We start from the raw sequence: 26745 nt of genomic DNA, 5'->3' as shown, positions 1-26745 counted from the left end.
CAAGTGGTCATGCTCGGTGAACTGGCGGTGAACCAGGCACTGGATCACGTCGAACCGAAGGAATAACTAACGCAACCGGTGGCGAGGGGATTTGCTCCTCGCCACACCAGATTGGGAAAACATAATGATGTCATCAGAAGAAGTGATTCTGGATAAGCGACTGCTTCTTATCGACGACGTTGCATTTGACGCATTCGAACAGGCTATTGAAGCCAACCCGGCCCAAGGCAATGAATGTCTTCACCAACTGCTCAAACGTCCAAAGCGGTGGAGCTAACCGCCGCCAAACAGGCCAATACNAAAGCGGTGGAGCTAACCGCCGCCAAACAGGCCAATACTGCGATCTGTAGCAGCTGCCGAAGGCTGCGTTCGGCTGCGAAGCAGTCGTGAGTCCGGCTGACGCGGTCTGCCTGAGGTACCGCAATTTCTGGTTTGACGACTGCTTCGCAGCCGAACGCAGCCTCGCAAGCTCGACAGCTGCTACAGCCGAACGCAGCCTTCGGCAGCTGCTACAAAGAATGCGTCGCGACTGGCTCACTTTCCCCCTGTCAAGCGGGTCAGTAGCCCGCGCTATCCACTTCGATTCATCAGTCTCCGATCACCGAAACTTGCACATAACAACAGTAGGCTAAGCTTTGAGCAGCACGTTGCTCACGATGCTCGCGTCTGCAGGTTTTTGGTTTTTTCTGGAGAGCGTCTGCAACAGCTATCTCAGACTGGTCCAGACCCTTCATGCAGGACTGACGCGATGACCGAGCCCCTCCTCAGCTTCGATGCACTCAAGCGTGCCGCGGCCTCCGGCGAAATCGATACCGTGCTGGTGTGCATGGTCGATATGCAGGGGCGATTGGTCGGCAAGCGATTCCAGGTCGAGTTTTTCATCGACAGCGGCCATGAAGAAACCCACTGCTGCAATTACCTGCTGGCCGACGACATCGACATGGAACCGGTGCCGGGATACGCCGCGGCCAGTTGGAGCAAAGGCTATGGCGACTTTGTGCTCAAACCCGACATGTCTACGCTGCGTCGCGTGCCCTGGCTGGAATGCACGGCGCTGGTGCTGTGCGATGTGCTCGATCATCACCACAGAAAGGACCTGCCCCACAGCCCGCGAGCGATCCTGAAAAAGCAGGTCGAGCGCCTGCGCGAGCGCGGCTATACCGGCATGTTCGCCTCTGAGCTGGAGTTCTATCTGTTCGACGAGAGCTACCAGGCAATCCACGAGCGCAACTACCACCAGCCCAAGACCGCCGGCCATTACATCGAGGATTACAACATCCTGCAGACCACCCGCGAGGAGCCGGTGCTGCGGGCGATTCGTAAACACCTGCAGGCATCCGGCATTCCCGTGGAGAACTCCAAGGGTGAATGGGGGCCGGGGCAGGAAGAGATCAACATTCGTTATGCCGATGCCATGACCATGGCCGACCATCACGTCATCATCAAGCACGCCTGCAAAGAGATCGCGCAACTGCAAGGCAAGGCGATCACGTTCATGGCCAAGTGGCGCTATGACGCCGCCGGTTCCAGCAGCCATATCCACAATTCGCTGTGGGACAAGAATGGCAAAAAATCGCTGTTCTTCGACCCCAAGGCCGAGTTCGGCATGTCGAAACTGATGCGCTCGTGGGTGGCCGGGCAGCTCAAATACGCCAACGACGTCACCTGTTTTCTCGCGCCCTACATCAATTCGTACAAGCGCTTTCAGGCCGGCACCTTCGCACCGACACGGGCAGTCTGGAGCCGGGACAATCGCACTGCGGGCTTTCGGTTGTGCGCCGAAGGCAGCAAGGCCATTCGCATCGAATGCCGCATCGGCGGTGCCGACCTCAACCCCTATCTGGCGTTCGCTGCGTTGATTGCCGCGGGCCTGGCCGGGATCGACGAGAAGCTCGAGCTCGCGCCGCCGTTCGAGGGCGATGCCTACGTCGATGAGCATTTGCCTGAAGTGTCGAAAACCCTGCGCGAGGCCTGCGCCGCCCTCAAGGCGTCGAGCATGTTGCGCGAAGCGTTCGGCGATGAGGTGATCGACCACTACGTGCACACCGCCGACTGGGAACAGAAAGAGTACGACCGGCGGATAACCGACTGGGAACTGCAGCGCGGCTTCGAGCGCTATTGAGCACGCCATGACTGAGATCGTTCAACTCATCTCCCCGGTCGATGGCCGGGTCTATGCCGAACGCCGCCGTGCCGATGCGGCGCAGATCGAGCAAGCCCTGATCGCCGCCGAAACCGCCCAGGCGCAATGGAAACGCCGGCCGCTGAGCGAACGCGCCGCGTTTTGCAGTGCTGCCGTGGACGCGATGCTGGCGATGAAGGACGAGATCGTGCCGGAGCTGGCCTGGCAGATGGGCCGCCCGGTACGCTTCGGCGCCGGCGAGCTGCGCGGCTTCGAAGAGCGTGCCCGGCACATGATCGCCATTGCGCCTGAAGCGTTGGCAGCGCTGGAGCCCGCGCCTGTCGATGGTTTTCGGCGGTACATCAAGCGCGAGCCGCTGGGTACGGTGCTGGTCGTCGCGCCGTGGAATTACCCCTACCTGACGGCAGTGAATACGATCATCCCGGCGCTGATGGCGGGCAACAGCGTGATCCTCAAACACGCCACGCAAACGCTGCTGGTGGGCGAGCGTTTCGCCGAAGCCTTTCGCCGCGCCCAGTTGCCCGAAGGACTGTTCCAGAACCTGCTGCTCAGTCATGTCTACGCCGCGGCGATCATTACCTCTGGACGGGTGCAGCAGGTGAACTTCACCGGTTCTGTCGGCGGCGGCGAGGCCATGGAACACGCAGCCGTCGGAGGGTTCCTCAGCGTGGGGCTGGAGCTTGGCGGCAAAGACCCGGCCTATGTCCGGGCAGACGCCAACCTGGAGCATGCCGTGGAAAACCTGGTGGACGGCAGCTTCTTCAATTCCGGGCAGAGCTGCTGCGCGGTCGAGCGTATCTATGTCGATAAGAACATTTACCCGGTCTTTGTCGAGCGCTTCGCCGCCCTGACCCGCCAATACGTGCTGGGCAATCCGCTGGACGAAGCCACGACGCTCGGCCCGCTGGTCACACCGAGCGCCGCTGAATTCGTTCGCCGGCAGATTGCCGATGCACTGGCGCAAGGGGCCAGGGCGTTGATCGATCCAAAGGGCTTTGCCGCCGACGCGCCGGGCAGCGCCTACCTGGCGCCGCAGGTATTGGTGGACGTCACCCATCAAATGGCGGTGATGCGCGAGGAAAGCTTCGGCCCGGTGGTGGGCATCATGCCGGTGGCCAGCGACGACGAAGCCATCGCCTTGATGAACGACAGTGAGTTCGGGCTCAGCGCCTCGATCTGGACGCAAGACCTGGCCGCCGCCGAACGCATCGGCAACGAAATCGCCACCGGCACCGTGTTCATGAACCGCTGCGATTACCTGGACCCGGCCCTGGCCTGGACCGGGGTGAAGAACAGCGGGCGCGGTGTCACGTTGTCACGCCTTGGCTATGAACACCTGACCCGGGCCAAATCTTTCCACTTGCGCCACGAGATCTGAGCCATGAGCCTGACCGCGAACTGGAACTACCCCACGAGCATCCGCTTTGGTGTCGGCCGCATCGCCGAACTGGCCGAGGTCTGCCGCAGCCAAGGGATCCAGCGACCGTTGCTGGTCACCGACAGCGGCCTGGCGCGCGCGCCGATCACCACGGCGGCGCTGGAATCCTTGCGCGCCGCTGGCCTTGGTGTCGCGCTGTTTTGCGACCTCAAACCCAACCCGGTTGAAGCCAACCTCGCGGGTGGGCTCGACGCCTGGCGCGCCGGCAACCATGACGGCGTGGTCGCCTTCGGCGGTGGCAGCGGCCTTGACATGGGCAAGCTCATCGCGTTCATGAGCGGCCAGACCCGACCGGTGTGGGATTTCGAAGACATAGGCGACTACTGGACACGCGCCGATGAAAGCAGCATCGCCCCGGTCATCGCGGTGCCGACCACCGCAGGCACCGGTTCCGAGGTGGGCCGCGCGGCGGTGATCATCGACGAGCATACGCACACCAAACGCATCATTTTCCACCCGAAGATGATGCCGAAGGTGGTCATCAGCGACCCGGCCCTTACCGTCGGCATGCCGGCCAAGGTCACCGCCGGCACCGGCATGGATGCGTTTTCCCATTGCCTGGAATCCTACTGCGCCCCCGGCTTTCATCCCATGGCCGAAGGTATCGCGGTGGAGGGCATGCGCCTGGTGGCCAATGCCCTGGTGCGGGCGGTACGCACCCCTTCCGACCTCGACGCACGCGCGCAAATGCTGGCGGCGGCGGCGATGGGCGCCACCGCGTTCCAGAAAGGTCTGGGAGGAATGCACGCCCTTTCGCATCCAGTGGGTGCCCTGTACGACACCCATCACGGCATGACCAATGCGACGTTCATGCCCTATGTGCTGAAGTTCAATCGCCCGGTTATCGAGGAACGCATCACGCGTCTGGCGGCTTATCTGCGTCTGCCCTCCCCTGGGTTCGACAGTTTTCTAGCCTTCGTCCTCAAGCTGCGCAAGGACATCGGCGTACCGCATACGCTGATGGAGTTGGGGGTGGATGATCAGCAGGCCGACCTGATCGCCGACATGGCGATTGTCGACCCCTGCGCCGGCGGTAATCCGCTGCCATTGACACGAAATGGCGCGGCAGAAATTTTCGAAGCCGCTTATCACGGCCGTCTTTAGAGCCGTTGTCCGTCCATGGCAATGGTTTGAACACGCAGCATGGACAGGACTTTTTCCATTAGAGGCAGGAGCAGTACGACAGGGGGTTGAAGACAGGTCCATTCGGCAATGCACAACGCGGATGGCTATGTATCGAAACCTGACAAGGGCACACATTATGCGTCCAGTAAGCCAACCCGGCGCCACCGCGCCACAAGACGACGACCTCAAGGTGTTGCACAACATGGGCTATGCCCAGCAACTCTCGCGACGCATGGGCGTTTTCTCCAACTTCGCCATTTCCTTTTCGATCATCTGCATCCTCTCGGGTGGCATCAACTCGCTGGCACAGGGCACTTCGGGTGCAGGCGGCGCGGCCATCGGCATCGGCTGGCCACTGGGCTGCCTGATCTCCGGGGTTTTCGCGTTGGCCATGGCCCAGATCTCCTCGGCCTACCCCACCGCGGGCGGCCTCTATCACTGGGGTTCGATTCTCGGTAACCGCTTCACTGGCTGGCTGACGGCCTGGTTCAACCTGCTGGGGCTGATCACGGTGCTCGGCGCGATCAACGTCGGTACCTATTACTTCTTTTTCGGAGCCTTCGGACCGGCCCTGGGCATGGAAGACACGATCACCACACGGATCGTTTTCCTGGCGATCCTGACCGGCATCCAGGCCTTGTGTAACCACTTCGGCATCGGCCTGACCGCCAAGCTCACCGACTTCTCGGGCTATTTGATCTTCGTCACCGCAACCGCATTGACCATCGTCTGCCTGGTCGCCGCCCCCAGCTATGAGTTCGTCCGTCTGGTGACCTTCAGCAACTACTCCGGCGCAGCCGGCGGCAACGTCTGGCCACACGTGTCGGACGGCTGGGTTTTCATGCTCGGCCTGCTCTTGCCGATCTACACCATCACCGGCTATGACGCCTCCGCGCATACGTCTGAAGAGACCCACAAGGCGGCCGTGTCGGTGCCGATCGGGATGGTCACGTCGGTGGCCTGGTCGTTGGTGTTCGGCTGGGTCATGCTCTGCTCGTTTGTACTGATGTTGCCGAGCATGGACGAGGCCGCCAAGCAGGGCTGGAATGTGTTTTTCTGGGCAATGGACACCCAGGTAAACCCGGTGATCAAAATGACGCTTTACGTGGCGATTTTCATCTCGCAGTTCCTCTGCGGGCTGGCGACCGTGACCTCGGTCTCGCGCATGATCTTCGCGTTTTCCCGTGACGGCGGCCTGCCCTTCTCGAAGGCGCTGGCCACGGTCTCGCCGAGCCATCGCAGCCCGGTGGCCGCGATCTGGACCGGCGCCACCCTCGCGGTATTGTTTGTGTGGGGATCGTCGCTGGTGTCGATCGGCGAAACGCCGGTGTACACGATTGTGGTCTCCTGCACGGTGATCTTCCTGTTCTTCTCGTTCATCATCCCCATCGTGCTGGGCCTGTTTACCTACGGAACCTCGAAGTGGCCGACCATGGGACCGTGGAACATGGGACGCGGGTTGTTCTCGTTGTTCGCCATCCTCTCGATCCTCTCAATGGTGCTGATCTTCGCTATCGGTATCCAGCCGCCGAACGATTGGGCGCTGTACATCACCATCGGTTTTCTGATTCTGACGGCCATCATCTGGTTCACCTTCGAAAAACGACGCTTCCAGGGCCCACCCGTGGGCGACATGATCATCAAGCGTCAGGCGGAAATCGCGGCTGTCGAAGAGGCGTTGAATAAACAGGCGGGAAGCTGACCTGTAGGAGCGGGCTTACCCGCGAAGACGGCGGCACAGTCAACATTGATGTTGCCTGACACACCGCTTTCGCGGGCAAGCCCGCTCCTGCAGGATTGCGCCAGAATCAACCAACAGGAAGCACGCAGATGGACCGTCTCACGGCAAAAGACTTCCCCCCTGAGCTGCTCGAACTCTACGACTACTACGCCCACGGCCAGATCAACCGTCGGGAATTTCTTGATCGTGCCGCGCTGTTCACCCTGGGTGGCTTGACCGCCTCTGCCCTGCTCGCCGCCCTGAGCCCGAATTATGCGCTGGCCGAACAGGTGCCATTTACCGACCCGGACATCATCGCCGAGTACATCACCTACCCCTCGTCCAAGGGCCACGGGCAGGTTCGTGGTTATCGGGTGCGCCCTGCGAAAACCACAGGCAAGGTCCCGGCGGTGGTGGTCGTGCATGAAAACCGTGGGCTCAACCCTTACATCGAGGATGTCGCCCGGCGCGTCGCCAAAGCCGGGTTCATCGCACTCGCCCCTGATGGCCTGACATCGGTGGGCGGCTATCCCGGCAACGATGACAAAGGCCGGGAACTGCAGCTGACCGTCGATCCTGAAAAGCTCATGAATGACTTTTTCGCCGCCATCGAGTGGCTGATGAAAGATGACGCCACCACCGGCAAAGTCGGCATCACCGGCTTCTGTTATGGCGGCGGGGTCGCCAATGCCGCCGCCGTGGCCTATCCGGAGCTGGCGGCTGCCGTGCCCTTTTACGGCCGTCAGCCAAAGGTTGAAGACGTCCCCCGCATCAAGGCGCCTCTGCTGCTCCACTACGCCGAACTGGATACGCGCATCAATGAAGGGTGGCCCGCCTTTGAGCAGGCCCTGAAAGCGGCGGGCAAGACGTATGAAGCCCACATCTACCCCGGCGTTAACCATGGTTTCCATAACGACTCCACGCCTCGATACGATGACGCCGCCGCCAGGCTGGCCTGGGACAGGACACTGACCTGGTTTCGGCGATACCTGGTGGAGTGAGGCCTCGCGTTAGCTGACTTACACGCCAGAGGTATTACCGGGCTGTTGCACTAACTCCATTGCAAACTTGCCCGAGCCCACTGACCAGTCTGAATAGTCATTTTCATGCATGAAGATGAAAAGGTCTTGCGGGCGAACCTGTGCTTGAGCGCCAAGATTGTCCGCAATTTTTTTGTACAGCTCCCGCTTCATCGCGTCGCTGCGACCTCTACGCATCGTTATTTCAATCACGATCAAATGGTCGGAACGCGCAACGCCATTAAAGGTACGGCTGTAAAAAAATTGTTCCGGATCGTAGTCCACCACCAGATTGAACAGTTCATCCTGGGGCATGCCAATGCTATCCACCAGCGCTTGGTGTATGCCGTCGACGATGCGCTGGCGTTGCTGCGGGTCAGTGCCTTTGATGACGGCTGTTCGAACGAATGGCATGTGAGACTCTCTCAATTTATTTTGGATAGGTGCGTACCACGCCGGCAATCCGGGACAGGTCACCAGGCATGCGGACAGCGGGGGGATTCTGCAAAACCGGGATGGGCTTGGAAATCGATTTATGCGCCCGAAGTAATTGAGTTAAAGTCACTTGATGAAACGTCGTCTCCCCCCATTGAATGCACTCCGCTCTTTCGAGGCCGCTGCCCGGCTGGGCAAAATGACGTCTGCCGCCGATGAGCTTTCTGTCACGCCCGGAGCCGTGAGTCGCCAGGTACGCCAGTTAGAGCTGAGTCTGGGGGTGGAACTGTTCGAGGGTCCGAAAAACAAACCGCAGCTCACCGCTGCCGGGAAAGAACTCCTGCCGGAGTTGACGGCTGCGCTGGATCGGATCGAGGCCGCTGTAGGCCGAATCAGAGATACCGCGACGGGTATTCTGGACGTGTCTTGCTTCAGCACGTTTACGGTCAAGTGGTTGATACCCCGTCTTTTCGATTTCAATGCGAAGTACCCTGATATCAAGATTCGCTTGAATTCCTTTGTCCACGCCACCGATCCGGACCGAGACCGCTATGACGTGATGATCACTGCCGAGCAAGGGGCCGCTGAGGGTCAAAAGAATACCCTCCTGCTGTTTCCTGAAAGGCTGGGCATCGTGTTGTCACCCGCGTTATCCGCGCGTATCCAACTCACTGGATTGGATTCCATTTTCTTGCATCCGCTGCTCCATACAAAAACGCGTCCGGATGCCTGGACCAACTGGAGTGATGCGATTGGATATCAGGCTACCGCGCCGGCCGGCACGGAGTTTGAGCACTACTATTTCACCTTGGAGGCGGCGATTGCCGGCCTGGGGATTTGTGTCGCTCCGTGGCATCTGGTGGCCGACGACATTCGTCTTGGCCGTTTACTGGCACCGTTCGGTTTCCACCAAAGTCACTACGCCTATATTGCCAAGCGAAGTCCGGAACCCAACAAGAAGCTGGACCTGTTCTGCACCTGGCTGGCATGCCAGGCCGAACAGGACAGTTTCCCGGGCGCTCTCTACGGTCAGCCGCCTAATCCGTTTCAAAGCGCAGAGGTGCTCGGCGAATGACAGAGGGCCATGAGTTCTCCGATACTGTCGCGTAATGCAGTGCAACGAGAACCGATATGAACCCCCATTTGGAGAGCAATGATGTCTCTGAGCCCAAAGTCCAGTGCGATGGAAACATTCGCCGCGCTCCCCATCAGCAGCCGGTGGTAACAGCATGATCGAGGTCACCGAAGTTTCCATCGCCGAGCTGCGTGCTGCGCTCGAATCGGGCCAGACCACGGCGGTTGAGCTGGTCCAGGCCTATCTCGCCCGGATCGACGCCTACGACGGCCCCGACACGCCCACCGCCCTCAACGCGGTGGTGGTTCGCAACCCCGATGCGCTCAAGGAAGCGCAGGCGTCCGATGCCCGTCGAGCCAAGGGCGAAACGCTGGGCCCGCTCGATGGCATCCCATATACGGCCAAGGACAGTTATCTGGTGAAGGGGCTGACCGCCGCCTCTGGAAGCCCCGCCTTCGCCAACCTGATTGCTTATCGCGATGCGTTCACCATCGAACGGCTTCGCGCCGCCGGGGCGATCTGCCTGGGCAAGACCAATATGCCGCCCATGGCCAACGGCGGCATGCAGCGCGGGGTGTATGGCCGGGCCGAGAGCCCGTACAACGCCGACTACCTCACCGCCCCTTTCGCATCGGGCTCATCGAACGGCGCCGGTACGGCAACCGCCGCCAGTTTCTCGGCATTCGGCCTGGCGGAAGAAACCTGGTCGAGCGGACGTGGCCCTGCCTCGAACAATGGCCTGTGCGCCTATACGCCTTCGCGCGGGGTGATTTCGGTGCGCGGCAACTGGCCGTTGACCCCGACGATGGACGTGGTCGTGCCGTTTGCCCGGACAATGGCGGACCTGCTCGAAGTGCTCGACGTGGTGGTGGCCGATGATCCCGACACACGCGGCGATCTGTGGCGGATGCAACCCTGGGTGCCGATTCCGAGTGTCGCCTCGGTGCGTCCCGCTTCCTATGGGTCGCTGGCCGCGAAAAGCGATGCGCTCGCAGGAAAGCGTTTCGGCGTGCCTCGCATGTACATCAACGCCGATCCCGACGCGGGCACCAGCGATGCGCCTGGCATCGGCGGTCCGACGGGCCAGCGCATCAACACCCGCCCCTCCGTGATCGGGCTTTGGGAGGCGGCTCGCAAGGCACTCGAAGCAGCCGGCGCTGAAGTGCTCGAGGTCGATTTCCCGCTGGTTTCCAATTGCGAGGGCGATCGTCCTGGCGCACCGACGGTGTTTAACCGGGGCCTGGTGTCCAAAGAGTTCCTGCACCATGAGTTGTGGGATCTGACAGCATGGGCGTTCGACGATTTTCTGCAGGCCAACGGTGATCCAAAACTGCATCGCCTGGTCGACGTGAACGGGCCGCTGATTTTTCCCCACGATCCGGGGACGCTACCCAACCGCGAAGGCGACCTTGCCGCGGGCATGGACGAATATGTGCGGATGGCCGAACGCGGCATTACACCGTGGGACCAGATCGACACGCTGCCTGATGGATTGCGCGGGCTGGAACAGACGCGCCGGATCGACCTGGAAGACTGGATGGATCGGCTGGGACTCGACGCGGTGATCTTCCCGACGGTAGCCGACGTCGGGCCGGCGAATGCCGATGTCGATCCGGCGTCTGCGGATATCGCGTGGAGTAACGGGGTATGGGTCGCCAACGGCAATCTCGCCATCCGCCACCTGGGCGTTCCAACGGTCACGGTGCCGATGGGTGTCATGCCAGACATCGGCATGCCCGTCGGGCTGACATTTGCCGGCCGTGCCTATGATGATTCGACGCTGCTTCGCCTGGCTTCGGCGTTTGAGTCGACGGGGACGAAACGCTTGATCCCGCCTCGCACCCCGGCGTTGTCGGCTGGCAAAAAATAGAAAAGATCGCAGGCTTCGCCGCGGCGCTGTACCGAGTCGAAGGGCTTGCAGGGCAACGGCAGGGGCTTCCTGCCCTTTGTCGTGAGTCGCCGTTTCTTGGAGCACGCATCCTCCTCGGTCACGGGAAGCACCGGCGATGGCCGAGGATATCGACCTGAAAACGCTTATATAGCCGCTCAGAACCCACTGAGCCCGCAACCCGGGCCAGCCCACGATCCATAGCTGCGCGTTATAGCGCTGGTTCACAATGGATATATCCACGCTCCACCATTCAGCTACCGTCATCTTATATAACTCGATCGCGTTGGTCCCAGACACGAGGAAACCATGATGAGCACCCACAAAGTTGCCGCTGCTTTGCTAGCCTTGCTCAGCGCAACCTCCCTGTCCCCTGCCGCCTTGGCTGGGGAAGCGGGTTTCATTGCAGCCACCCCATCCGAACTCAAATGGACACCCGCGCCGGCGGTGGGGCCCGGCGCAATGATTGCGGTGATTGAAGGTGACCTGAAAGCCGCCGAGCCCTTCACCCTGCGTCTGAAGCTGCCAGCCAATACAAAAATCGGCGTGCATACCCATCCTGTGACCGAACGCGTCACCGTTATCTCCGGCACCTTCTACTTCGCCACCGGCGACACCTTCGATGCAGCACAGGCCAAGGCCTATCGACCAGGTGACACTCTGATCATTCCAGTCGGCACGCCGATGTACGGCGCCAGTCGAGAACAGGAAACCGTGCTCCAACTCCACGGCACGGGGCCTTGGGGGATCACCTACCTCAACCCGGCGGATGATCCCAGAAAGAGCAAAATGTAGTGCCCCTGATATGCCGCTGTCTCAATCAGAGGCCATCGCGAGATCGCCTCTGACAGTCACTCCAGACCTCACGCATCAGATCCTTAAGCATCAACGCCTCGGCCCAGCGATCGGTGATGTCGCGTCCGTCAGCCTCGGTGATGGCATAGGGTGGCGGGCCGAGTTCACAGGTGAAAGACAGGCTGGTGGGCGTGTTCGGTCGGACCAGCCAGTCCTCGATCCCATAGCGCCACCAGCCCAGGAAACGCTCTAGCCAGGGTTGATGCTGGACGAAACTCAAGGGCACCTGAACCTGTTCGCTGTTGGCGACACGACCATGAAACCCCCAACTATTGCGCAGAATGGTCTGGATCTGTTCGTCGTCTTCGGCTACGGCCGGCTCTGGCAGTTCGCGACCCACGACATAGTGGGACAAGTCGGCCAACAGTTTGAGATCGGGCATTTCAGCGAGAATGTCGAGGGTGAACAACAGGTCGCTGGTGAGGCGATAACGGTGGGTTTCCAGCAGGATGGGAAAGTCCACCTGCTCGGCCAGTCGCTGCCACCCCTCGATCAACTTGATGGCTTGCGCCAGCGTGCGCGGCCTGACGTCGGCTTGCAGCGTGAGGTGGTGGCAGCCGTAGCGGGACGCGACATCGATCGCTGCCGCCAGATCATCCACGGTGCGGGGAAACACCTGACCTTCGATTTGCAGGCCCTGAGCCTTGGCGGCAGCGTGCAAGCGTGCGGCATGGTTCGCCACCCAGAAATGGTCAGTGATTCCGTCGAACCCGGCGGCGGCGATTTTCTCCAGCTGCGCTTCCAGGGAAAGCTCGCATTGGCCGCGGTGATCTTGCATGGCCCAAAGGGACTGGAAGACCAGGAATTCGCGCATGTCAGTTCCTCAGCAGTTGTTTGAGCGAGATTTCGGCGTCGGCCAGAGCCTCTACCGAAAGGGCGTTATGGGAAGCGATCAGCCGTTCGCATAACTTGATGTCCTTGGCGATGCTATTGCCCTGGCCCCAGCCGCAAGCGCCTTGCAGACGCTGTTCGTCATCGAGATAGAACAACAGGAAACCGCCACCGGGGGTTGTCCGGCTCGCCGTGGGTTCTGTCCTTGCGATCACACCCACGGTCCGCAATCCCCAGTTGTACTGGTCGGACCAGAAACCGGGAATGACGTCGAAGGGCAACTCGCCGCCCAATAGATTCAGGGCGGCGTGGCGACCTTGGGTCTCGGCGTTGCGCCAGGTTTCCTGACGCTGGAAAACCCCTTGCGGCTGCAACCGAAATTCACAGACATCCCCCGCCGCAAAGATGTCCGGCGCACTGGTGCGCAGTTGCGCATCGACACGGATGCCCTGGCCGACCTCAAGCCCGGCGGCCATGGCCAACTCCGTATTGGGTTGCATACCGATGCCCACCACCACCAAGTCACAAGGCAGCAATTGGCCGTCGACCAGTTGCACGGACTCAACATGAGTGGTGCCCTGCACCGCCTCAATGGCCACGTTCAACCGCACGTCCACACCTTGGCTGCGATGCAGTTCCAACAGAACGCTGGACAGCCGCTGCGGCAACACCCGTCCCGCCAGACGCGACCCGGCTTCGAGCAAGGTCACTGTGCAACCCAAGGCTCGGGCAGTTGCCGCGACTTCGAGGCCGATGAAGCCGCCACCGATGATCACCAGCCGAGTGTTGGGCTGCAACGAAGTGCGCAGTGCCAACGCCTCGTCATGGGTGCGCAGATAAAGCACATTGCCCAGATGCTCGGGCACACAGGCAAGCTTGCGCGAGCGCCCTCCCGTCGCCAGCAACAGCCGCGCGTAATGCAGCCAGCTGCCGTCGGCTAATTGCAGACGATGCTGCTGCGGGTCCAGGCCTTTTACCGGGTTACCAGCCAGGTGCTCGATGTCCAGCTCAGCGAGCCGAGCGCTATCGCACAGGCTGTAGCCCCCCAGATCGACCGTGCCCTGCAGCAACCCTTTGGACAGCGGCGGACGTTCATAGGGCGGGTGAAACTCGTCGCCTATCAGGATCAGGCGACCGCTGTAACCTTCACCGCGCAAGGTCAGGGCCGCGCGGCCACCGGCATGCCCGGCACCAACGATGACCAGTGGAGCATTGGCAGGACTCATGGCACAGACTCCGTGCAGTTAAACCGTGATGGCGAGCAACACACGCCCCGCCTCGACCCGGACTTCATAGGTCTTGAGGTTGACGCACACCGGTGCACCGAGGGCTTTGCCGGAGCGGTAGTCGAAGCGCCCGTTGTGCTTGGGGCACTCGATGACGTGCTCCATCACCAGGCCATCGGCGAGGTGAATGGACTCGTGGGTGCACAGGCCCGCGGTGGCGAAAAACTCGCTGTTGGCGGAGCGGTAGACGGCATAGGTGTGCGGGCCATGGTCAAAACGGATGACATCTTCATCATCGATATCGCCCACGGCACAGACATCGATCCATTGATCGGTCATGGTGTTTTCTCTGGTAGTGGTACAGACAGGAAGGTGTCAGGCCGGCGTTACTTCAGGTTCTGCCCGGACGTCGGCGGCTGGCGCTGCGCGTTGTGGCAAAGGACGACAGACGAAGTGCGTCGGGTCTTTGCGCTGCTTCCAGATAGTCGGGATGATTTCCTTGAAGGCCTCGAACAGGCTGCCGTAAGGCGGCGGGCAGTCTTGACGAATTTCTTCGTGAAGCTGCGCCAGCGCATGAAACGGCACCATCGGATACATGTGATGTTCCAGGTGATAGTTCATGTCGAGGTACAGAAAACGCAGCACCGGGTTCATGTAAATCGTGCGGCAGTTGCTGCGGTGATCGAGAACATCTTCCGCCAGGCCGACATGCTGCGAAAGACCGAACAGGTAGGATAACCAACCGCCATAGAGGGTCGGAAGACCGATCAACATCAGCGGCAACCAGCTCTGCAGAAACAGCGCAGTGCCCACGGTAAGCCCATAGATGACCAGCCAGACGCGTGCGTCCCTCACCACTTTTGGCCATTCGGATTCGGGGATGAACGTCTGCTCTTCTTCACCCATTCGCCCGACTGCATGCCGGCAAACTGACCCCATCGTCTTCAACGCGTAAGGCATTCTGAACAGGCTCAGCACCATCATGATCAGACTCGGTGGACGCGGCTCGACGATTTCCGGATCGCGACCGACGATAATGGTGTCGGTGTGATGCCGTGCATGACTCCAGCGCCAGACCTGGGGTTCGAACATGAACATGAAGCTCGACAGCTGATAGACCGCATCATTCATCCAGCGGGTCTTGAACGCCGTACCGTGACCCGTTTCGTGCCAACGGGCATTGGACGCGGTGCCGTAGAGCAGCCCATAGACGAAGAAGAACGGAACGCAGGCCCAGGAACCCCAGAACCAGTAGCCGCCGAAGCCGGTCACAGCCATCGCCGACAGCCAGATTGCGGTATCACGCAAGGCCGGGCCATCGCGGCGCTGCATCAATTCTTTCATGCGTTTACGGGAGATGGGGGATTGGTACCACGTTGCCGACGCCAGACCTTTTTGCGCCGCTCGGGCGGCTTCGGGGCCGGTCAATCGATAATCCCTCGGCACGGGTTTATCGGTTTTTGCAAAGGCTGCGTTGTGTTCGGGCATTTTATTGTTCTCCGCAAGCTTGATGGTTTTAAGCACTTGCTTTCGATGCGGGATGGCATCGCTGGAGAAAATATAGAGAGCGCACAAACCCCCCTCAATCCCTTGAATACATTCCCTATCAAGCTATCATCCAGGCCCATTGCAGCTTGATAGTTTTCTATCAAAGCGACTCAAGGGCCTACCATGAACAACAAAAAACGCCCCACCATCGCCACCGTTGCCGAGCACGCTCGCTTGAGTGTCGCCACCGTGGACCGGGTGCTCAACGCCCGAGCTCCGGTCAGCCCGGCCACCGCCGAGCAGGTGTTCCAGGCCGCCGAAGCCGTCGGTTATTTCGCCGCCCGGCTGATCGGTCAGCGGATTCGCGAACGTCGCCCCAGCTATCGTTTCGGCATCCTGTTGCTCGGAACTGCCCAGGCGTTCTATGCCAACGTTGCCGCCGCCATCACCGAGGCAGCGCAGCGTCAGGTCGGCGCCAATCTGAGCTGCCAGTTCGAATACGTCTTCGATCGCACACCCGGCGCGATCATTGCCCAGATCGAACAACTGGCGGTGCAGTGCGATGGCCTGGCGGTGGTCAGCTTCGCTCACCCGCTGATCAATGCCGCCATCGCACAGATCAGAGCCGCAGGCGTTCCGGTGATCGCCCTGCTGTCAGACATCCATGAGGCGGCAGAAGAACCTTACATCGGTCAGGATAATCATGAGGTCGGGCGCACCATGGGCTGGCTGCTGGCTCACACCTGCGGTGCACGCAAAGGCAGCGTCGGCGTGCTGCTCGGCGGCCATCGTTTTCTCGGCCATCAGGCTCGGGTCGAGGGGCTGCGAAGTTACCTGGCGGAGCGCGCACCGGGGTTGCGACTGCTTGAAGCGGTAATCAACCTGGACAACTGTGACGTCACTGAAGAGGCGACGCTGGAACTCATCGCGCGCCATGCCGATTTGCGGGGGCTGTGCGTGGTCGGCGGTGGCGGCGACGGCATCATCCGGGCCCTGTCACAGCTGCCGAAACGGCCGTCGTTGTGTTGCATCCTGCAGGAGTCGACCGAGCTGTCGCGACAAGCCCTGGATCAAGGGTTGATCGACCTGGTCATCGACTCCCAGCCGCGATTGCTGGCGGCGGCGTTGATCGATTTACTGGTCGAGTTGCAGACCGCACCGGACTTCGATCCGCTCCGGCATCGGGTGCATATTCCGTTGCAGATAATCACCTCGGAGAACGCTCGAGGCTGACAGTGAAACACTGATCCTGCTGCCCGTCAGAGGTCGGTGCTCGCACGAAAAGCATCGGCACTCAGCCCGATCCGATTCATCTTGTTGTACAGCCCGCCACGAGATACGTTCAGTTGCCGGGCGACCAGGCGGATGTTGCCTCGGCGTTTGACGGCTTGCCGATCGAGCGGTGGATGACTTATCGAGTGCCTCTGGATACCCTTGCATCTCTCGATGCCTGACGGTGTTCCCGGATCAGCCACATTCCATCCAGACGAGCATGTAATGAAATCCCCCGCAGGTTTGCTGCTGTCGGGTATTGAGCTGGACCGTGCCAACTCAATACCTTTGTATCGCCAACTCTATTTGCAAATTCGCAAACAGATTCTCAGTGGAAGGATTCAAGGAGGCGTTCGCCTGCCGTCAACCCGGACCTTGAGCAAAGAGTTGTCGCTGTCGCGGATCACCATCCTCAATGCCTTTGATCAGCTGATCGCCGAAGGTTTCCTGGCCTCGCGCACCGGGGCCGGTACCTATGTCGGCACCGAATGGGAAAGTCGCGGTATCGCCGACGATGAATCGCAGCGCCAGCCGCCCCGGCTGTCCGACCTGAGCCAGTCTGTGTTGTCACTGCGCAGCCATCATTTTCAGGGGGTTTCCTATGCCGACTGGGCCCCCGGGAGCCCCACCTCGTTCCTGCCCAGCCACAGCACTTACGACGCGTTCCCGCAACCTGTCTGGAAGCGTCTGATGAATCGCCACCTGCACAAGCCGACCAAGGCCATGCTCGGCTATGGCGAACTGCAGGGGTTGCAGGCCTTGCGCACGGCGATCGCCGAATACGTGTTTGATGCCCGCGGCATCGATTGCAGTGCCGAGCAGGTGGTCATCGTTTCCGGTGCCCAGCAAGCGTTCAATCTGCTGGGCATGCTGTTGCTCAACCCGCAGGACCCCGTGTGGATGGAAGATCCTGGGCATATCGCGGCGCGCATCGCGCTGCAGGCCCAGGGCGCTCAAGTGGTGCCGTTGCGCATCGACGACCAGGGGATCGATATCCAGCAAGGTCTGGCCCAGTGCCCGGACGCCCGCCTGGTATTTACCACGCCTTCTCGCCAGCATCCCTTGGGCATCACCATGAGTTATGCGCGGCGCCAGGCGCTCATTGACTGGGCCGCGCACCACCAAAGCTGGATCATCGAGGACGACTGCGACAGCGAGTTTCGCTACAGCGGGCGCCTGCTTCCCGCGCTCTATGCCATGGACCAGTGGGCTCGAGTGATTTACGTCGGGACGTTCAGCAAAGTCCTCTTTCCCTCGCTACGACTGGGTTACGTGATACTGCCACATTCCCTGATCGAACCCTTCTGCACCCTGCGGGCGGTCATGGATCGCAGCCCGCCTACGCTGCTCCAGGCGGTGACGGCAGACTTCATGTGCGAAGGCCACTTTCTGGGGCATATCCGCCGCCTGCGCACGCTGTACCAGGCACGTCAGCAAGCCCTGGTCGAGCAACTGCAGCAACAGCTGGGTGGTTTCTTCACGATCACCCCGGTGGAGGCCGGCATGCATTTGATCGCCTGGCTGCCACCGGAGCTCGATGACGACGCCATCGCCAAGGCACTGGCCCGGCACAATATTCATACCTATGCCCTGAGCGACTACTGCCTCGAGCATGTCCTGCCACCTGCGCTGTTGATCGGTTTTGCCGGCACCCCAGAGAACCAGGCCCAAGAGCGCGTCGAAGCATTGGCCCAGGCCTTGCGCGAAATGGGCTACCTGCAGCCGGCCACTTGAAGCGAGGCAAGTGGTCTTATGATTTAACTGATAATGGATCTATCGAGAGTTCCTGTCTGGCGCGATAAAGGCTGCGCCGGTAGACCCGGTGTCTGAACCAGGAACGACTCGAATGAACAATAATATCCAAGAACGATTCAATGCCTTGCTGAGCCACAAGGCCGTCGGGGCCGGGGCGCCTCCCCCGCTGACTGAGCCGCTGGCCCGACAGCTGCTCGAACGCCTCGGCCAACTGCGCCTGTTTGCTCATGCCTACCCCTTGCTGACCAACCTCACCCATGGCCGTGTCACGCCTGCCGACCTGCTGGACTTCACCTATCGCCACGAGTTGCAGGGCCTGAGCCTGCACTTGCTCGACGGCGAGGAAAACAGCCTGAGCCAAATGACACCCACACAGCTGCAGGCGTTTGCCGACAAGGCCAAGGCACTGGAACTGGATGTGCACCTGGAAATCAGCAGCACGCTGAAAAAAGATGTCGATCAAGTGATCTGCATTGCCAAGGCGCTGGGCATCCGCAACATCCGCGTTTACTCACGCTATGAAGGGACGCTGTCCCGGGTCATGGACGTGATCGAGTCAGACCTGCATTACCTTGCGCAGCAGGCCGACGAACATGACCTGTTCTTCGACTTCGAGCAGCACGAAGAACTCAAAAGCGGCGAGATCGCGCATCTGCTGAACCGGCTCAACCACCCACGGCTGCATGCCTTGTTCGACTTCGGCAACATGATCAACGCTTGCGAGCAACCCTTGCAGGCGTTGCGAACCCTGGCGCCACACATTCGCCAGACCCATCTCAAGGGTGTGCGCATCGTCCCTGAGCAAAACGGCTTCGGCCATTACGGCGTGCTGCAGGGCTGCGACGAAGACGACCTGCCCAACGCACGCATGTTGTTCGAACTGTTGATGCTCGGCGAATCAACCCCGCAAGTGATCGCGTTCATTCTTGAGCAGGAAAATCACTACGTCGCCCCGGCGTTCCGCCAGACCGATGAAGCTGCCGACCCTTTTATTGCGTACCGCGAAATGAGTGAAACGCCGTTGCCAGACGGCTACTCGCTGGAGCGAATGCTGGCCGATGAACACCGTTGGGCAAACAACCAGGTCGCTTATGTCCGAAGCCTGCTGGCCGAGTTCCGAACCCTGGCCGAGTTGACCCTGGCCCACCGCGCAAACGCCTGAATCTGACGTGACTACTCGATTACGCCTGGAGAACAATAATGACAACTCGTGACAAGGCCAAATGGCTCCGATTCCTGATTCTCATCCTCGGTGGTGGCACCATCTACAAGCTGGCGAACCTCAAGGATGCCTTCTACATACCCATGCAAGAATTCATGGGATTGACCCATACTGAAATCGGCGTGCTGCTGAGCGCCAACGCCATCATCGCCACCGCGCTGTTTGTCGTCGGCGGCCTGCTCGCCGATCGCTACGACACGCGCAAACTGATTCCCATCGGCCTGATCGGTACCGGTAGCCTGGGGCTCTATCTTGCGACTTTTCCACCCTTCAGCAATCTGCTGATCGTCTTCAGTCTGTTGGCCGTCTGCGCCGATTGCATCTTCTGGCCTTCGCTGCTCAAGGCCATCCGCAACCTGGGGGACGATCAGGAACAGGGGCGGTTGTTCGGGCTTCTGGAAGGCGGGCGTGGCGTCATTGATACCCTGGTCGCCTTTTCTGCGCTGGGCGTGTTCGTCGCCATGGGCTCCGGTGAGGCCGGCCTGAAATCGGCGATCCTCTTCTACTCGGTCATCGACATTTTGGCCGGATCCCTGACCTGGTTCCTGCTCAAGGGCGGCAGCGCGCAGGCGACGGCCAAGCCGAAGAATGGTCTGTCGAACCTGCTCGAAGCCATCAAGGTGCCAGGGATCTGGCTGGTCAGCCTCAACGTGTTCATGGTCTACATCGTCTACTGCGGCCTGACCTATTTCATTCCCTACCTCAAGGAAATGTACGGGCTGCCTGTAGCACTGGTGGGCGCCTACGGCATCATCAACCAGTACTTGCTCAAGATTCTGGGTGGGCCCGCCGGTGGCTTCATTGCCGACAAGCAGTTCAAGAGCACCAGCCGCTATCTGAAATGGGCATTCCTGGCCTTGCTGCCGCTCATGGGCGTGATCATGCTCATCCCGAAAAGCCCGAGCTTCATCTACGCGGGCATGGCGGCTACCCTGTCCTTTGCCCTCATCGTGTTCTCCATGCGCGGCGTGTTCTGGGCGCCCATGGGTGAAGTCGGCATTCCTCAGCACATCACCGGCTCAGCCTTCGGTATTGGTTGCCTGATCGGTTATGCGCCGGGCATGTTCGCTTACGTTATCTATGGCGCGATCCTTGATCATTTCCCTGGCCAGCAAGGTTACAACTACGTGTTCAGTTTGATGAGTGTGCTGGCCGTTCTTGGGTTCATGGTGTCCAGCTTGCTGTATCAGGCCGTGCAGAAAAAAACCATGGCAACCGGCGCGGTTAGCGCAGCGTAAACCCGAACATCGCTCTGGTCATCGAGAAGAGGCCTTGCACAGGCCTCTTCTTTATTTGACGAGCCGCTTTTCCTTGGAAGGTCTGTACCCGAAATACGAGCTATAGCACTTGCTGAAATGGCTGGGTGAAACAAAGCCACAGGCAACCAGCACATCAACCTGGGACAACTCTGTGTGCTGGAGCAATCGCCGTGCTTCGGTGATGCGCAGTTCCATGTAATACCGTTGCGGCGTTGTTCCCAGTTGCTCCTTGAACAAGCGCTCGAGCTGGCGCCGGGAACGGCCGGCATACACCGCCAGTTGCTCCAGCTCCAGCGGCTCTTCGAGGTTGGCATCCATCAGCTTGACCACCTCGCGCAAGGGCGCGCTCACACAGATATTTTCCGCCGGTTTGATGCGCCGGTAGCGGGACTCCTCGAACGCCAGAATGTCCTCGATCCCCTCGACGAGGGCTTTATCGTGCAGGCCCTTGATCCAGTCCAGCGCCATATGGAAGGCCCCCGAGGGGCTGGACGCGGTGAGGCGGTCGCGATCAATGACGTAGGGCTCACTGGTGACCTGCGTCGCCTTGGAGATTTCCGCGAGTGCGGGACGATGTTCGGGGTGAATGGCGCAACGATACCCATCGAGCAAGCCAGCGCTGCCGAGGAACCATGCGCCATTCCACAACCCGGCCAGACAGACCCCCTGGTCCGCCGCCATTCGCAACAGGCTGATGAACTCATCATTGGCCTTGAGCTCTGTCCGGTAGCCCCCGCAAATCACCAGCAGATCCAGGTCGTGGATGGCTGAAGCATCCAGACGTGCATCCGGCCGGATGACCAGGCCCAAATCGCTGATGACCTCGCCGTCGTTCAAGCCGAACGTTCGCGAAGAGAACAATCTGGGTCGTAGAAGATTCGCGGTGACAATGGTGTCCAGTGCCTGAGTGAACGCAGGCAGCGAGAAATGCTCGAGCAGCACAAAGCCTGCTCGGGTCATTCGAGCAGGCTCATCAGGGTTCTCATTCAGATAGCGAAGGTTTTTCCCCTTCATGCCTCCGCTGAATTGGCGACGTTCGATCAATGTTCGACCCACTCGGTTACTGCGTAGATAAAGCCTAATGCTAACGGTAGAAGCGCAAAAAGCCCTAGCACCATTATGCGACCGATCAGGCCAGTTGAAAGCCGTGACGAAGCGGGTCTTTGTCATCGACAAAAATGGTGTTGTCCCGATCCGGCATCACCCAAAAAACAGCTTCAAATCACAGAGGAAGGGAACGGTCTTGAATGACCCGTTTCATCACCAGGGTAGAGGTCAGGCGCTCAGATTTTGCGCTGACCGTTTACTCCATCGACTTACTTCACGCAATCACGCTCGCATACACCGATCGGTCCACATTCCCCCCGGACAGAATCACACCCACCTTTCTTCCAGCCATTGCTTCACGCTCCTGAATGAGCGCCGCAAGGGCCGCCGCCCCCGCCCCTTCAGCCAGATTGTGGGTATCGGTGTAATACACGCGCATAGCCTGGGCAATCTGCGCCTCACTGACCGATACGATTCGCTGCGCACCTTGCGCGTAGAGGGCAAAGGCTTCAGCAATTGGCTTGCGCACGGCAAGGCCGTCAGCAAAGGTATTCGCCGAGGCGGTTTCGCATATTGCTCCTGCGTCAAACGACAACTTGGCGGCCTCAGCCTCAGTGGAAACCACACCCACCACCCGGGTATTCAGGCCAAGTGCGTCGCGGGCGGCGATCACCCCACAAATGCCCGACCCACAGCCAATCGGCACGTAGACCGTATCCAGATCCGGCGCAGCCTTGAACAGCTCCAGCGCATAAGTGGCCACGCCTTTGACCGACTCGGCATGAAACGGCGGAACCAGATAGAGGCCATGCGCTTGCGCCAGGCGCGCGGCCTCTTCACGGGCTTCATCGAAATCGCGGCCACACTCGACCACTTCGCCGCCAAAGGCGCGCATGGCATTGTTCTTTTCTACCGAGTTACCCTGCGGCACTACAATCAGCGCCCTCAAGCCCTGCGCGCCGGCTGCCAGCGCCAGGCTCTGGCCATGGTTGCCGCGGGTGGCGGTGACAATACCCTTGATGTCCGGGTGCTCGCGCTTTAGCCAGTGCATGAAGGTAATGCCACCCCGCACCTTGAAAGCACCTGTAGGTGTGTGGTTTTCGTGCTTGACCCAAACAGTGCAACCCAACCGCTCGGCCAACAAGGGCCAAGGGTATTGAGCGGTAGCGGGCATGACCTGATAAACGTGGTGGGCAGCTTGTTCGATATCGTCGCGAGTCAGTCTGTGCATGAGTCGTCTCCCTGAGGTGTTGCCCAGTCTAGACATGGGCGCATCAGGCAGGCTTTCAAAAAACTGACCTGACTTTTGTGCCCCCGCTTCACTACTATGGTGCTCATGAGCCATCGAAGCCGCCATCAACCAACGCCCCGCCCCGAACCGGTTCGTCGAGTCGAGGCAGGGCCATGGGCGATTGAATTGCTGCCCGGCGCCGCCTACGCGACCCGGTATGTAGCGCCCCAGGCAGCGATTGGCTTTGCCTTCGATAGTCAGCGAGGCCTTCATGCCATTGGCAGCGACCGAGTGCTGCCCTTCGATGCCATGCCCAATGGCCTGGCGTTCGTTCCCGCCGGCTGTGACGTGCTGTCCGAGTCGCCCATGGGCGGTGAATACCTGCGGGTAATGCGCACCGACGGTATTGCGTTGGCAGGGGATCGTGCATTCAACAATCGCATCGATCAGCAGGCCATTACCCTCGCCCTGCGAATGCGCCGCGCGTTGTTGCACGCCTCGGTGGAGGACGATTGGGAGGCCTGGGCACTCGCATTGGCTGAACGGGCGACGGGCGATCAAGCATTTTCGGCTCCACCCCAAGGCGCTATCACCGGCAGCCGGATGCGTCTGCTCGATGAGTTCATGGACGCCGGCCTCGACGGGCCGCTGGGCATACCGGCAATGGCGGGCCTACTTGGATTGTCCGAAGGCTATTTCATGCGGGCGTTCAAAAACGCGACGGGCAAGAGCCCGCACAGTTACCTGATCGACCGGCGCCTCGCCAAGGCCCGCGCACTGATACGCGATTCGACAGCAAGCCTGGCAGAGATCGCCCACACCTGCGGTTTTAACTCCCAGGCGCACATGGCAACCACGTTCAGGCAACGCCTTGGATTAAGTCCGGTACAGCTGCGACGACAGGCCCCCTTGGCCAGTTACAACGCAATACCTCGGTAACGACTAAGCTTTTTCGAATGAACCTTGCCTATCAAGGGGATCTCCATGAGCGCCGCCCCCCTGTCTGAACTCGATGCAGCTCTACCCGGTCTGGTCCGCAAGATCCGCGTGCTGGATGCCCTGTCTTGGCCGGATGGAGTCGAGGAAGTCTTCCTGGCGCATTGGCGTGGCGGGAAAGCAGAATTGCCCAGAGTCCAATTGCGCCCACGCGAGCACAGCGCCGACATCGCCGCCCTGGAAGCCTTTATTGACCGTTGTGATGAGGGGCATCCGGCCGGGAACTACCTCGCCATGACCGCCCGTAGTTATGCCACGGCTGGACGCATGCTGGGTGCCATTGGCACTCCCGCCTTTACTCAATATTCGTCAGCCCTTTACCGACGTCCGGATTTCTATTATCCGAGCCAGAAACTGAGCATGCTGGACGCGGCCCATTTCTTCCTCAAGACCACCGACGCCCTTCTGGGCGGTACCCGGATTCCACCGAGTCAGGCCGATATCCCGGCCGAGGCCTTCGCCGCCTGGATGCAGCCGGAACTGGATCGCTTCTTCGGCGCGGGCCGGATCACGGTCATACTCGACCCGACCCTGGCCGCCAAGGCCATCGCCGGGGCCAGCCGCATACGCCTACGCGCCGGTGCTCTGTTCTCGGATCTGGACAAGAATCAGTTATTGCAGCACGAGGCCTTCGTGCACGTCGCCACGGCACAAAACGGCGCGCTCCAACCCAACCTCAAGAGCCTGGGCCTGGGAGCGCCACGCACGACTCAGACTCAGGAGGGCATTGCCACCCTGGCAGAACTGTTCACCGGCAGCATGGACATCAACCGCTTGCGTCGCCTTGCCCTGCGCGTGCTTGCGGTCCAGCAAGCGCTGGATGGCGCCGATTTCATCCAGGTATTCGAAGGATTTCTTGCTGCTGGTCAGTCGCAAGAGGAGTCATTCCGCTCAACCCAGCGGGTTTTCCGCGGCGCTGACCTGCATGGCGGTTCGGCGTTTACCAAAGATGCCGCTTACCTGACCGGTTTGCTCGGCGTCCATACCCTGCTGCGCATCGCGATCCGCGACAACCGGCCGGAATTGGTGGGTCATCTGTTTGCGGGGCGCCTCAGTCTGGGCGATACCGTGCGCTTGGCTCCACTTTTCGAGTCCGGCTGGCTCCAGGGACCGATCCACCTCCCGGCCTGGGCCTCCGATCTGCGCCTACTCGCCGCCAACCTGGCCTTCTCTGCTTTTATCTCCCGGATAAAGCTGGATGTGCTCGATCTGGAGGTGCTCATGGCATTTGCAGACGAACACGAAACCGATGCCAGCGCCATGTGATCGCGGTGCCTGCGAATTGAATCGTTTTTTGGTTTCACGGAAGTATCTGAGCGAGTGCTTTCTGGCCGATAACGGGCGTTCGTGACTGACTGATTTCGGCCAAAAGCAGCCAGTTGCGATCGGCTGCAAACGGTCAGCGACTTGCTGCTTGGCCATGACAGAGTTCAATTACGTGTTGGCGACCTCCGGCCCAGCAAGTTAGAAAACTCAAATAAAATCCACACCCAAAACGTCAAAGAGAGCAGAAAATACGCAACGCTCCCACCAGTTATCAATAATCGATTTCCCGACATCGTCTTAAGCACATGATATGAGTAACGTAGATCACTACTTGGCAACACTTGAAACAGCGGGACCAACAAAAGCATTAGCATGAACCCGACGCTCAAAACCCTTACAAGATAGCTTTTACTCTCAATAGGTTGTAAGGCATGCATGTGAAGACGAGTCAATGACATCACAATAGCAGCAACCCATGACAAAATAATCGCCATAGAAAAACTAACCATTATTACCAATGGATACCTTGAGCCTTCACTAATGCTCCCAATATCCTTGTAACAAACCAAAATCATCTGCTGGACCAGCAACCACCCCCCCTCAGCCGTATCGGGCACAAGGGCGCTGACCATTACCAGTAAAAGGAGAAGCAACACAATCACCAGTTTTGCCTGCCCTATGCTGAAAACTGGAAAAAAAATACTTGTCCTGCTGCGTCCATAGCCGTCATCGGACATAACCTAACCTCAGTTGATACCTGTGTGATCGAGATATGCTAATGCGAGTGTAGACAAGAAAATTCCGGTAAATTAGAAACGCTTAGATTAAAATACTATCGCGCATGTCGGGACGAAGACCTGCCGCTCGCCAAATTGTAGAGCTCATGGATTGCACTATTGCGCGTATCGAGAGTTGGCATCGAAAATAAGCGAGCAACTTGCAAGAGCGACTCTACGACTGACAGCTTTGGGTCGACTAGCGACCTCCACGCATTGCGACTGATCCACCCTTGTCCTTCCTCAACCTGGAGGACAAGCCATGAACACTATCGCTTTACATCGCCATCAGCCTTGGAACAAGGGAAAGCTTGTAGGGCAGAAAGCCCCGCTTCGAGTCAGAGATATCTGGGCTATTCGAGTCAGGCTTCAGCTCGCGGAGAAGACACGGGATCTGGCTCTCTTCAACTTGGCCATCGACAGCAAGCTGCGTGCCTGTGACTTAACCAAGCTACGAGTACGTGACATTGCGCATGGGGAGCATGTTTCGTCACGGGCCATCGTGATGCAGCAGAAAACTCAACATCCAGTGCAGTTTGAAATTACTGAGCAAACACGAACAGTTCTGGAGGCCTGGATGCGTCAGGCGCATCTTCGCAGTGAGGACTTTCTGTTCCCGACGCGATTGCATGACTCAGATCATCTCTCCACCAGGCAATACGCTCGAATAGTCAAAGC

General features: G+C 59.8%; 24 protein-coding genes and 1 pseudogene. 17 read left to right on the top strand and 8 right to left on the bottom strand.

The genetic code is table 11. The annotated features are described in order from the left end of the window. The 7 genes and pseudogenes from HCU66_RS27695 to yghX all read left to right on the top strand — a co-directional run. Window positions 1–66 (top strand): annotated as a pseudogene (locus HCU66_RS27695) (DUF6124 family protein); the annotation flags it as partial. Window positions 67–124: 58 nt separating this feature from the next. After that, window positions 125–277: a type II toxin-antitoxin system TacA family antitoxin gene (locus HCU66_RS27625; protein ID WP_420908076.1), complete on the top strand. Its 153-nt coding sequence runs from the start codon at window positions 125–127 to the stop codon at window positions 275–277. Between the two features lie 471 nt (window positions 278–748). Continuing rightward, complete coding sequence (locus tag HCU66_RS24700) at window positions 749–2122, top strand: glutamine synthetase family protein (protein WP_205891017.1); 1374 nt, start codon at window positions 749–751, stop codon at window positions 2120–2122. Between the two features lie 7 nt (window positions 2123–2129). Continuing rightward, window positions 2130–3521: an aldehyde dehydrogenase family protein gene (locus HCU66_RS24695; protein ID WP_205891016.1), complete on the top strand. Its 1392-nt coding sequence runs from the start codon at window positions 2130–2132 to the stop codon at window positions 3519–3521. 3 nt (window positions 3522–3524) lie between these two features. Next, window positions 3525–4685 carry an iron-containing alcohol dehydrogenase gene (locus HCU66_RS24690; RefSeq protein WP_205891015.1) on the top strand — a complete coding sequence of 387 codons (1161 nt, stop codon included), beginning with the start codon at window positions 3525–3527 and terminating at the stop codon, window positions 4683–4685. A gap of 157 nt (window positions 4686–4842) precedes the next feature. Next, entirely contained in the window at window positions 4843–6408 is a 1566-nt protein-coding gene (locus HCU66_RS24685; RefSeq protein WP_205891014.1) for an amino acid permease, read from the top strand. A 128-nt stretch (window positions 6409–6536) separates the two neighbouring features. After that, window positions 6537–7427 (top strand): YghX family hydrolase, encoded by an 891-nt coding sequence (gene yghX, locus HCU66_RS24680; protein ID WP_205891013.1) that lies wholly within the window; start codon window positions 6537–6539, stop codon window positions 7425–7427. An 18-nt stretch (window positions 7428–7445) separates the two neighbouring features. On the opposite strand, the gene HCU66_RS24675 is transcribed toward yghX, so the two are convergent. After that, window positions 7446–7859, bottom strand: a complete 414-nt coding sequence (locus HCU66_RS24675; RefSeq protein ID WP_205891012.1) for a tautomerase family protein — start codon at window positions 7857–7859, stop codon at window positions 7446–7448. Window positions 7860–8013: 154 nt separating this feature from the next. Here HCU66_RS24675 and HCU66_RS24670 point away from each other — a divergent pair, with 154 nt between their 5' ends. The 3 genes from HCU66_RS24670 (at window position 8014) to HCU66_RS24660 (ending at window position 11638) form a co-directional block, all read left to right on the top strand. Then, complete coding sequence (locus HCU66_RS24670) at window positions 8014–8955, top strand: LysR substrate-binding domain-containing protein (RefSeq protein WP_205891011.1); 942 nt, start codon at window positions 8014–8016, stop codon at window positions 8953–8955. Window positions 8956–9109: 154 nt separating this feature from the next. Further along, on the top strand, window positions 9110–10825 hold the full coding sequence (locus HCU66_RS24665) for an amidase (RefSeq protein ID WP_205891010.1): 1716 nt from the start codon (window positions 9110–9112) through the stop codon (window positions 10823–10825). A 330-nt stretch (window positions 10826–11155) separates the two neighbouring features. After that, a complete protein-coding gene (locus HCU66_RS24660; protein WP_205891009.1) occupies window positions 11156–11638 on the top strand; it encodes a cupin domain-containing protein in 483 nt (160 codons plus the stop codon). A gap of 25 nt (window positions 11639–11663) precedes the next feature. Here the strand turns inward: HCU66_RS24660 and HCU66_RS24655 are convergent, their stop codons facing one another. The 4 genes from HCU66_RS24655 to HCU66_RS24640 are packed head-to-tail and all read right to left on the bottom strand — an operon-like array spanning window position 11664 to window position 15243. Continuing rightward, window positions 11664–12512 carry a sugar phosphate isomerase/epimerase family protein gene (locus tag HCU66_RS24655; protein ID WP_205891008.1) on the bottom strand — a complete coding sequence of 283 codons (849 nt, stop codon included), beginning with the start codon at window positions 12510–12512 and terminating at the stop codon, window positions 11664–11666. A gap of 1 nt (window position 12513) precedes the next feature. Then, complete coding sequence (locus HCU66_RS24650; RefSeq protein ID WP_205891007.1) at window positions 12514–13755, bottom strand: NAD(P)/FAD-dependent oxidoreductase; 1242 nt, start codon at window positions 13753–13755, stop codon at window positions 12514–12516. An 18-nt stretch (window positions 13756–13773) separates the two neighbouring features. Further along, window positions 13774–14094, bottom strand: coding sequence for a MocE family 2Fe-2S type ferredoxin (locus HCU66_RS24645; RefSeq protein ID WP_205891006.1), 321 nt, complete (start codon window positions 14092–14094; stop codon window positions 13774–13776). A gap of 36 nt (window positions 14095–14130) precedes the next feature. Further along, entirely contained in the window at window positions 14131–15243 is a 1113-nt protein-coding gene (locus HCU66_RS24640) for a fatty acid desaturase family protein (RefSeq protein ID WP_205891005.1), read from the bottom strand. A 183-nt stretch (window positions 15244–15426) separates the two neighbouring features. Between HCU66_RS24640 and HCU66_RS24635 the strand changes: the two genes are divergently transcribed. The 4 genes from HCU66_RS24635 to HCU66_RS24620 all read left to right on the top strand — a co-directional run bounded on the left by HCU66_RS24635 (window position 15427) and on the right by HCU66_RS24620 (window position 20730). Next, window positions 15427–16476, top strand: a complete 1050-nt coding sequence (locus tag HCU66_RS24635; RefSeq protein WP_205891004.1) for a substrate-binding domain-containing protein — start codon at window positions 15427–15429, stop codon at window positions 16474–16476. 264 nt (window positions 16477–16740) lie between these two features. After that, window positions 16741–18249, top strand: coding sequence for a MocR-like pyridoxine biosynthesis transcription factor PdxR (gene pdxR / locus HCU66_RS24630; RefSeq protein WP_205891003.1), 1509 nt, complete (start codon window positions 16741–16743; stop codon window positions 18247–18249). A gap of 112 nt (window positions 18250–18361) precedes the next feature. Continuing rightward, window positions 18362–19432 carry a sugar phosphate isomerase/epimerase family protein gene (locus HCU66_RS24625; protein WP_205891002.1) on the top strand — a complete coding sequence of 357 codons (1071 nt, stop codon included), beginning with the start codon at window positions 18362–18364 and terminating at the stop codon, window positions 19430–19432. A 38-nt stretch (window positions 19433–19470) separates the two neighbouring features. Then, the gene (locus tag HCU66_RS24620) at window positions 19471–20730 is read left to right on the top strand and encodes an MFS transporter (RefSeq protein ID WP_205891001.1); all 1260 of its coding nucleotides are present in this window, start codon (window positions 19471–19473) and stop codon (window positions 20728–20730) included. Window positions 20731–20781: 51 nt separating this feature from the next. On the opposite strand, the gene HCU66_RS24615 is transcribed toward HCU66_RS24620, so the two are convergent. Together HCU66_RS24615 and HCU66_RS24610 are read right to left on the bottom strand one after the other, a co-directional pair. After that, window positions 20782–21765 carry a GlxA family transcriptional regulator gene (locus HCU66_RS24615; protein ID WP_205891018.1) on the bottom strand — a complete coding sequence of 328 codons (984 nt, stop codon included), beginning with the start codon at window positions 21763–21765 and terminating at the stop codon, window positions 20782–20784. Window positions 21766–22072: 307 nt separating this feature from the next. Further along, a complete protein-coding gene (locus HCU66_RS24610) occupies window positions 22073–23029 on the bottom strand; it encodes a threonine dehydratase (protein ID WP_205891000.1) in 957 nt (318 codons plus the stop codon). Between the two features lie 105 nt (window positions 23030–23134). On the opposite strand from HCU66_RS24610, the gene HCU66_RS24605 reads away from it, so the two are divergent. Together HCU66_RS24605 and HCU66_RS24600 are read left to right on the top strand one after the other, a co-directional pair. Then, window positions 23135–23968, top strand: a complete 834-nt coding sequence (locus tag HCU66_RS24605; protein ID WP_420908075.1) for a helix-turn-helix transcriptional regulator — start codon at window positions 23135–23137, stop codon at window positions 23966–23968. A gap of 45 nt (window positions 23969–24013) precedes the next feature. Then, the gene (locus HCU66_RS24600; protein ID WP_205890998.1) at window positions 24014–25291 is read left to right on the top strand and encodes a peptidase MATCAP family protein; all 1278 of its coding nucleotides are present in this window, start codon (window positions 24014–24016) and stop codon (window positions 25289–25291) included. Window positions 25292–25455: 164 nt separating this feature from the next. Here HCU66_RS24600 and HCU66_RS24595 read toward each other — a convergent pair whose 3' ends face one another. Continuing rightward, window positions 25456–26028, bottom strand: a complete 573-nt coding sequence (locus HCU66_RS24595; protein WP_205890997.1) for a hypothetical protein — start codon at window positions 26026–26028, stop codon at window positions 25456–25458. 301 nt (window positions 26029–26329) lie between these two features. Between HCU66_RS24595 and HCU66_RS24590 the strand changes: the two genes are divergently transcribed. Then, window positions 26330–26745 (top strand): tyrosine-type recombinase/integrase (locus HCU66_RS24590; protein ID WP_205890996.1); only part of this gene is annotated, 416 nt, incomplete at its 3' end.

Source organism: Pseudomonas frederiksbergensis (genome assembly GCF_017114915.1).
Taxonomy (GTDB): Bacteria; Pseudomonadota; Gammaproteobacteria; order Pseudomonadales; family Pseudomonadaceae; genus Aquipseudomonas; species Aquipseudomonas frederiksbergensis_I.
Note: the sequence above shows the minus strand (reverse complement) of the source record. Positions and strands in the feature narration are given on the sequence as shown.

Excerpts from the sequence above, each read along its gene's own strand:
- HCU66_RS27625 (WP_420908076.1), top strand. The coding sequence starts at position 125 with ATGATGTCATCAGAAGAAGTGATTCTGGATAAGCGACTGCTTCTTATC.
- HCU66_RS24700 (WP_205891017.1), top strand. The coding sequence starts at position 749 with ATGACCGAGCCCCTCCTCAGCTTCGATGCACTCAAGCGTGCCGCGGCC.
- HCU66_RS24695 (WP_205891016.1), top strand. The coding sequence starts at position 2,130 with ATGACTGAGATCGTTCAACTCATCTCCCCGGTCGATGGCCGGGTCTAT.
- HCU66_RS24690 (WP_205891015.1), top strand. The coding sequence starts at position 3,525 with ATGAGCCTGACCGCGAACTGGAACTACCCCACGAGCATCCGCTTTGGT.
- HCU66_RS24685 (WP_205891014.1), top strand. The coding sequence starts at position 4,843 with ATGCGTCCAGTAAGCCAACCCGGCGCCACCGCGCCACAAGACGACGAC.
- yghX (WP_205891013.1), top strand. The coding sequence starts at position 6,537 with ATGGACCGTCTCACGGCAAAAGACTTCCCCCCTGAGCTGCTCGAACTC.
- HCU66_RS24675 (WP_205891012.1), bottom strand. The coding sequence starts at position 7,859 with ATGCCATTCGTTCGAACAGCCGTCATCAAAGGCACTGACCCGCAGCAA.
- HCU66_RS24670 (WP_205891011.1), top strand. The coding sequence starts at position 8,014 with ATGAAACGTCGTCTCCCCCCATTGAATGCACTCCGCTCTTTCGAGGCC.
- HCU66_RS24665 (WP_205891010.1), top strand. The coding sequence starts at position 9,110 with ATGATCGAGGTCACCGAAGTTTCCATCGCCGAGCTGCGTGCTGCGCTC.
- HCU66_RS24660 (WP_205891009.1), top strand. The coding sequence starts at position 11,156 with ATGAGCACCCACAAAGTTGCCGCTGCTTTGCTAGCCTTGCTCAGCGCA.
- HCU66_RS24655 (WP_205891008.1), bottom strand. The coding sequence starts at position 12,512 with ATGCGCGAATTCCTGGTCTTCCAGTCCCTTTGGGCCATGCAAGATCAC.
- HCU66_RS24650 (WP_205891007.1), bottom strand. The coding sequence starts at position 13,755 with ATGAGTCCTGCCAATGCTCCACTGGTCATCGTTGGTGCCGGGCATGCC.
- HCU66_RS24645 (WP_205891006.1), bottom strand. The coding sequence starts at position 14,094 with ATGACCGATCAATGGATCGATGTCTGTGCCGTGGGCGATATCGATGAT.
- HCU66_RS24640 (WP_205891005.1), bottom strand. The coding sequence starts at position 15,243 with ATGCCCGAACACAACGCAGCCTTTGCAAAAACCGATAAACCCGTGCCG.
- HCU66_RS24635 (WP_205891004.1), top strand. The coding sequence starts at position 15,427 with ATGAACAACAAAAAACGCCCCACCATCGCCACCGTTGCCGAGCACGCT.
- pdxR (WP_205891003.1), top strand. The coding sequence starts at position 16,741 with ATGAAATCCCCCGCAGGTTTGCTGCTGTCGGGTATTGAGCTGGACCGT.
- HCU66_RS24625 (WP_205891002.1), top strand. The coding sequence starts at position 18,362 with ATGAACAATAATATCCAAGAACGATTCAATGCCTTGCTGAGCCACAAG.
- HCU66_RS24620 (WP_205891001.1), top strand. The coding sequence starts at position 19,471 with ATGACAACTCGTGACAAGGCCAAATGGCTCCGATTCCTGATTCTCATC.
- HCU66_RS24615 (WP_205891018.1), bottom strand. The coding sequence starts at position 21,765 with ATGAAGGGGAAAAACCTTCGCTATCTGAATGAGAACCCTGATGAGCCT.
- HCU66_RS24610 (WP_205891000.1), bottom strand. The coding sequence starts at position 23,029 with ATGCACAGACTGACTCGCGACGATATCGAACAAGCTGCCCACCACGTT.
- HCU66_RS24605 (WP_420908075.1), top strand. The coding sequence starts at position 23,135 with ATGAGCCATCGAAGCCGCCATCAACCAACGCCCCGCCCCGAACCGGTT.
- HCU66_RS24600 (WP_205890998.1), top strand. The coding sequence starts at position 24,014 with ATGAGCGCCGCCCCCCTGTCTGAACTCGATGCAGCTCTACCCGGTCTG.
- HCU66_RS24595 (WP_205890997.1), bottom strand. The coding sequence starts at position 26,028 with ATGTCCGATGACGGCTATGGACGCAGCAGGACAAGTATTTTTTTTCCA.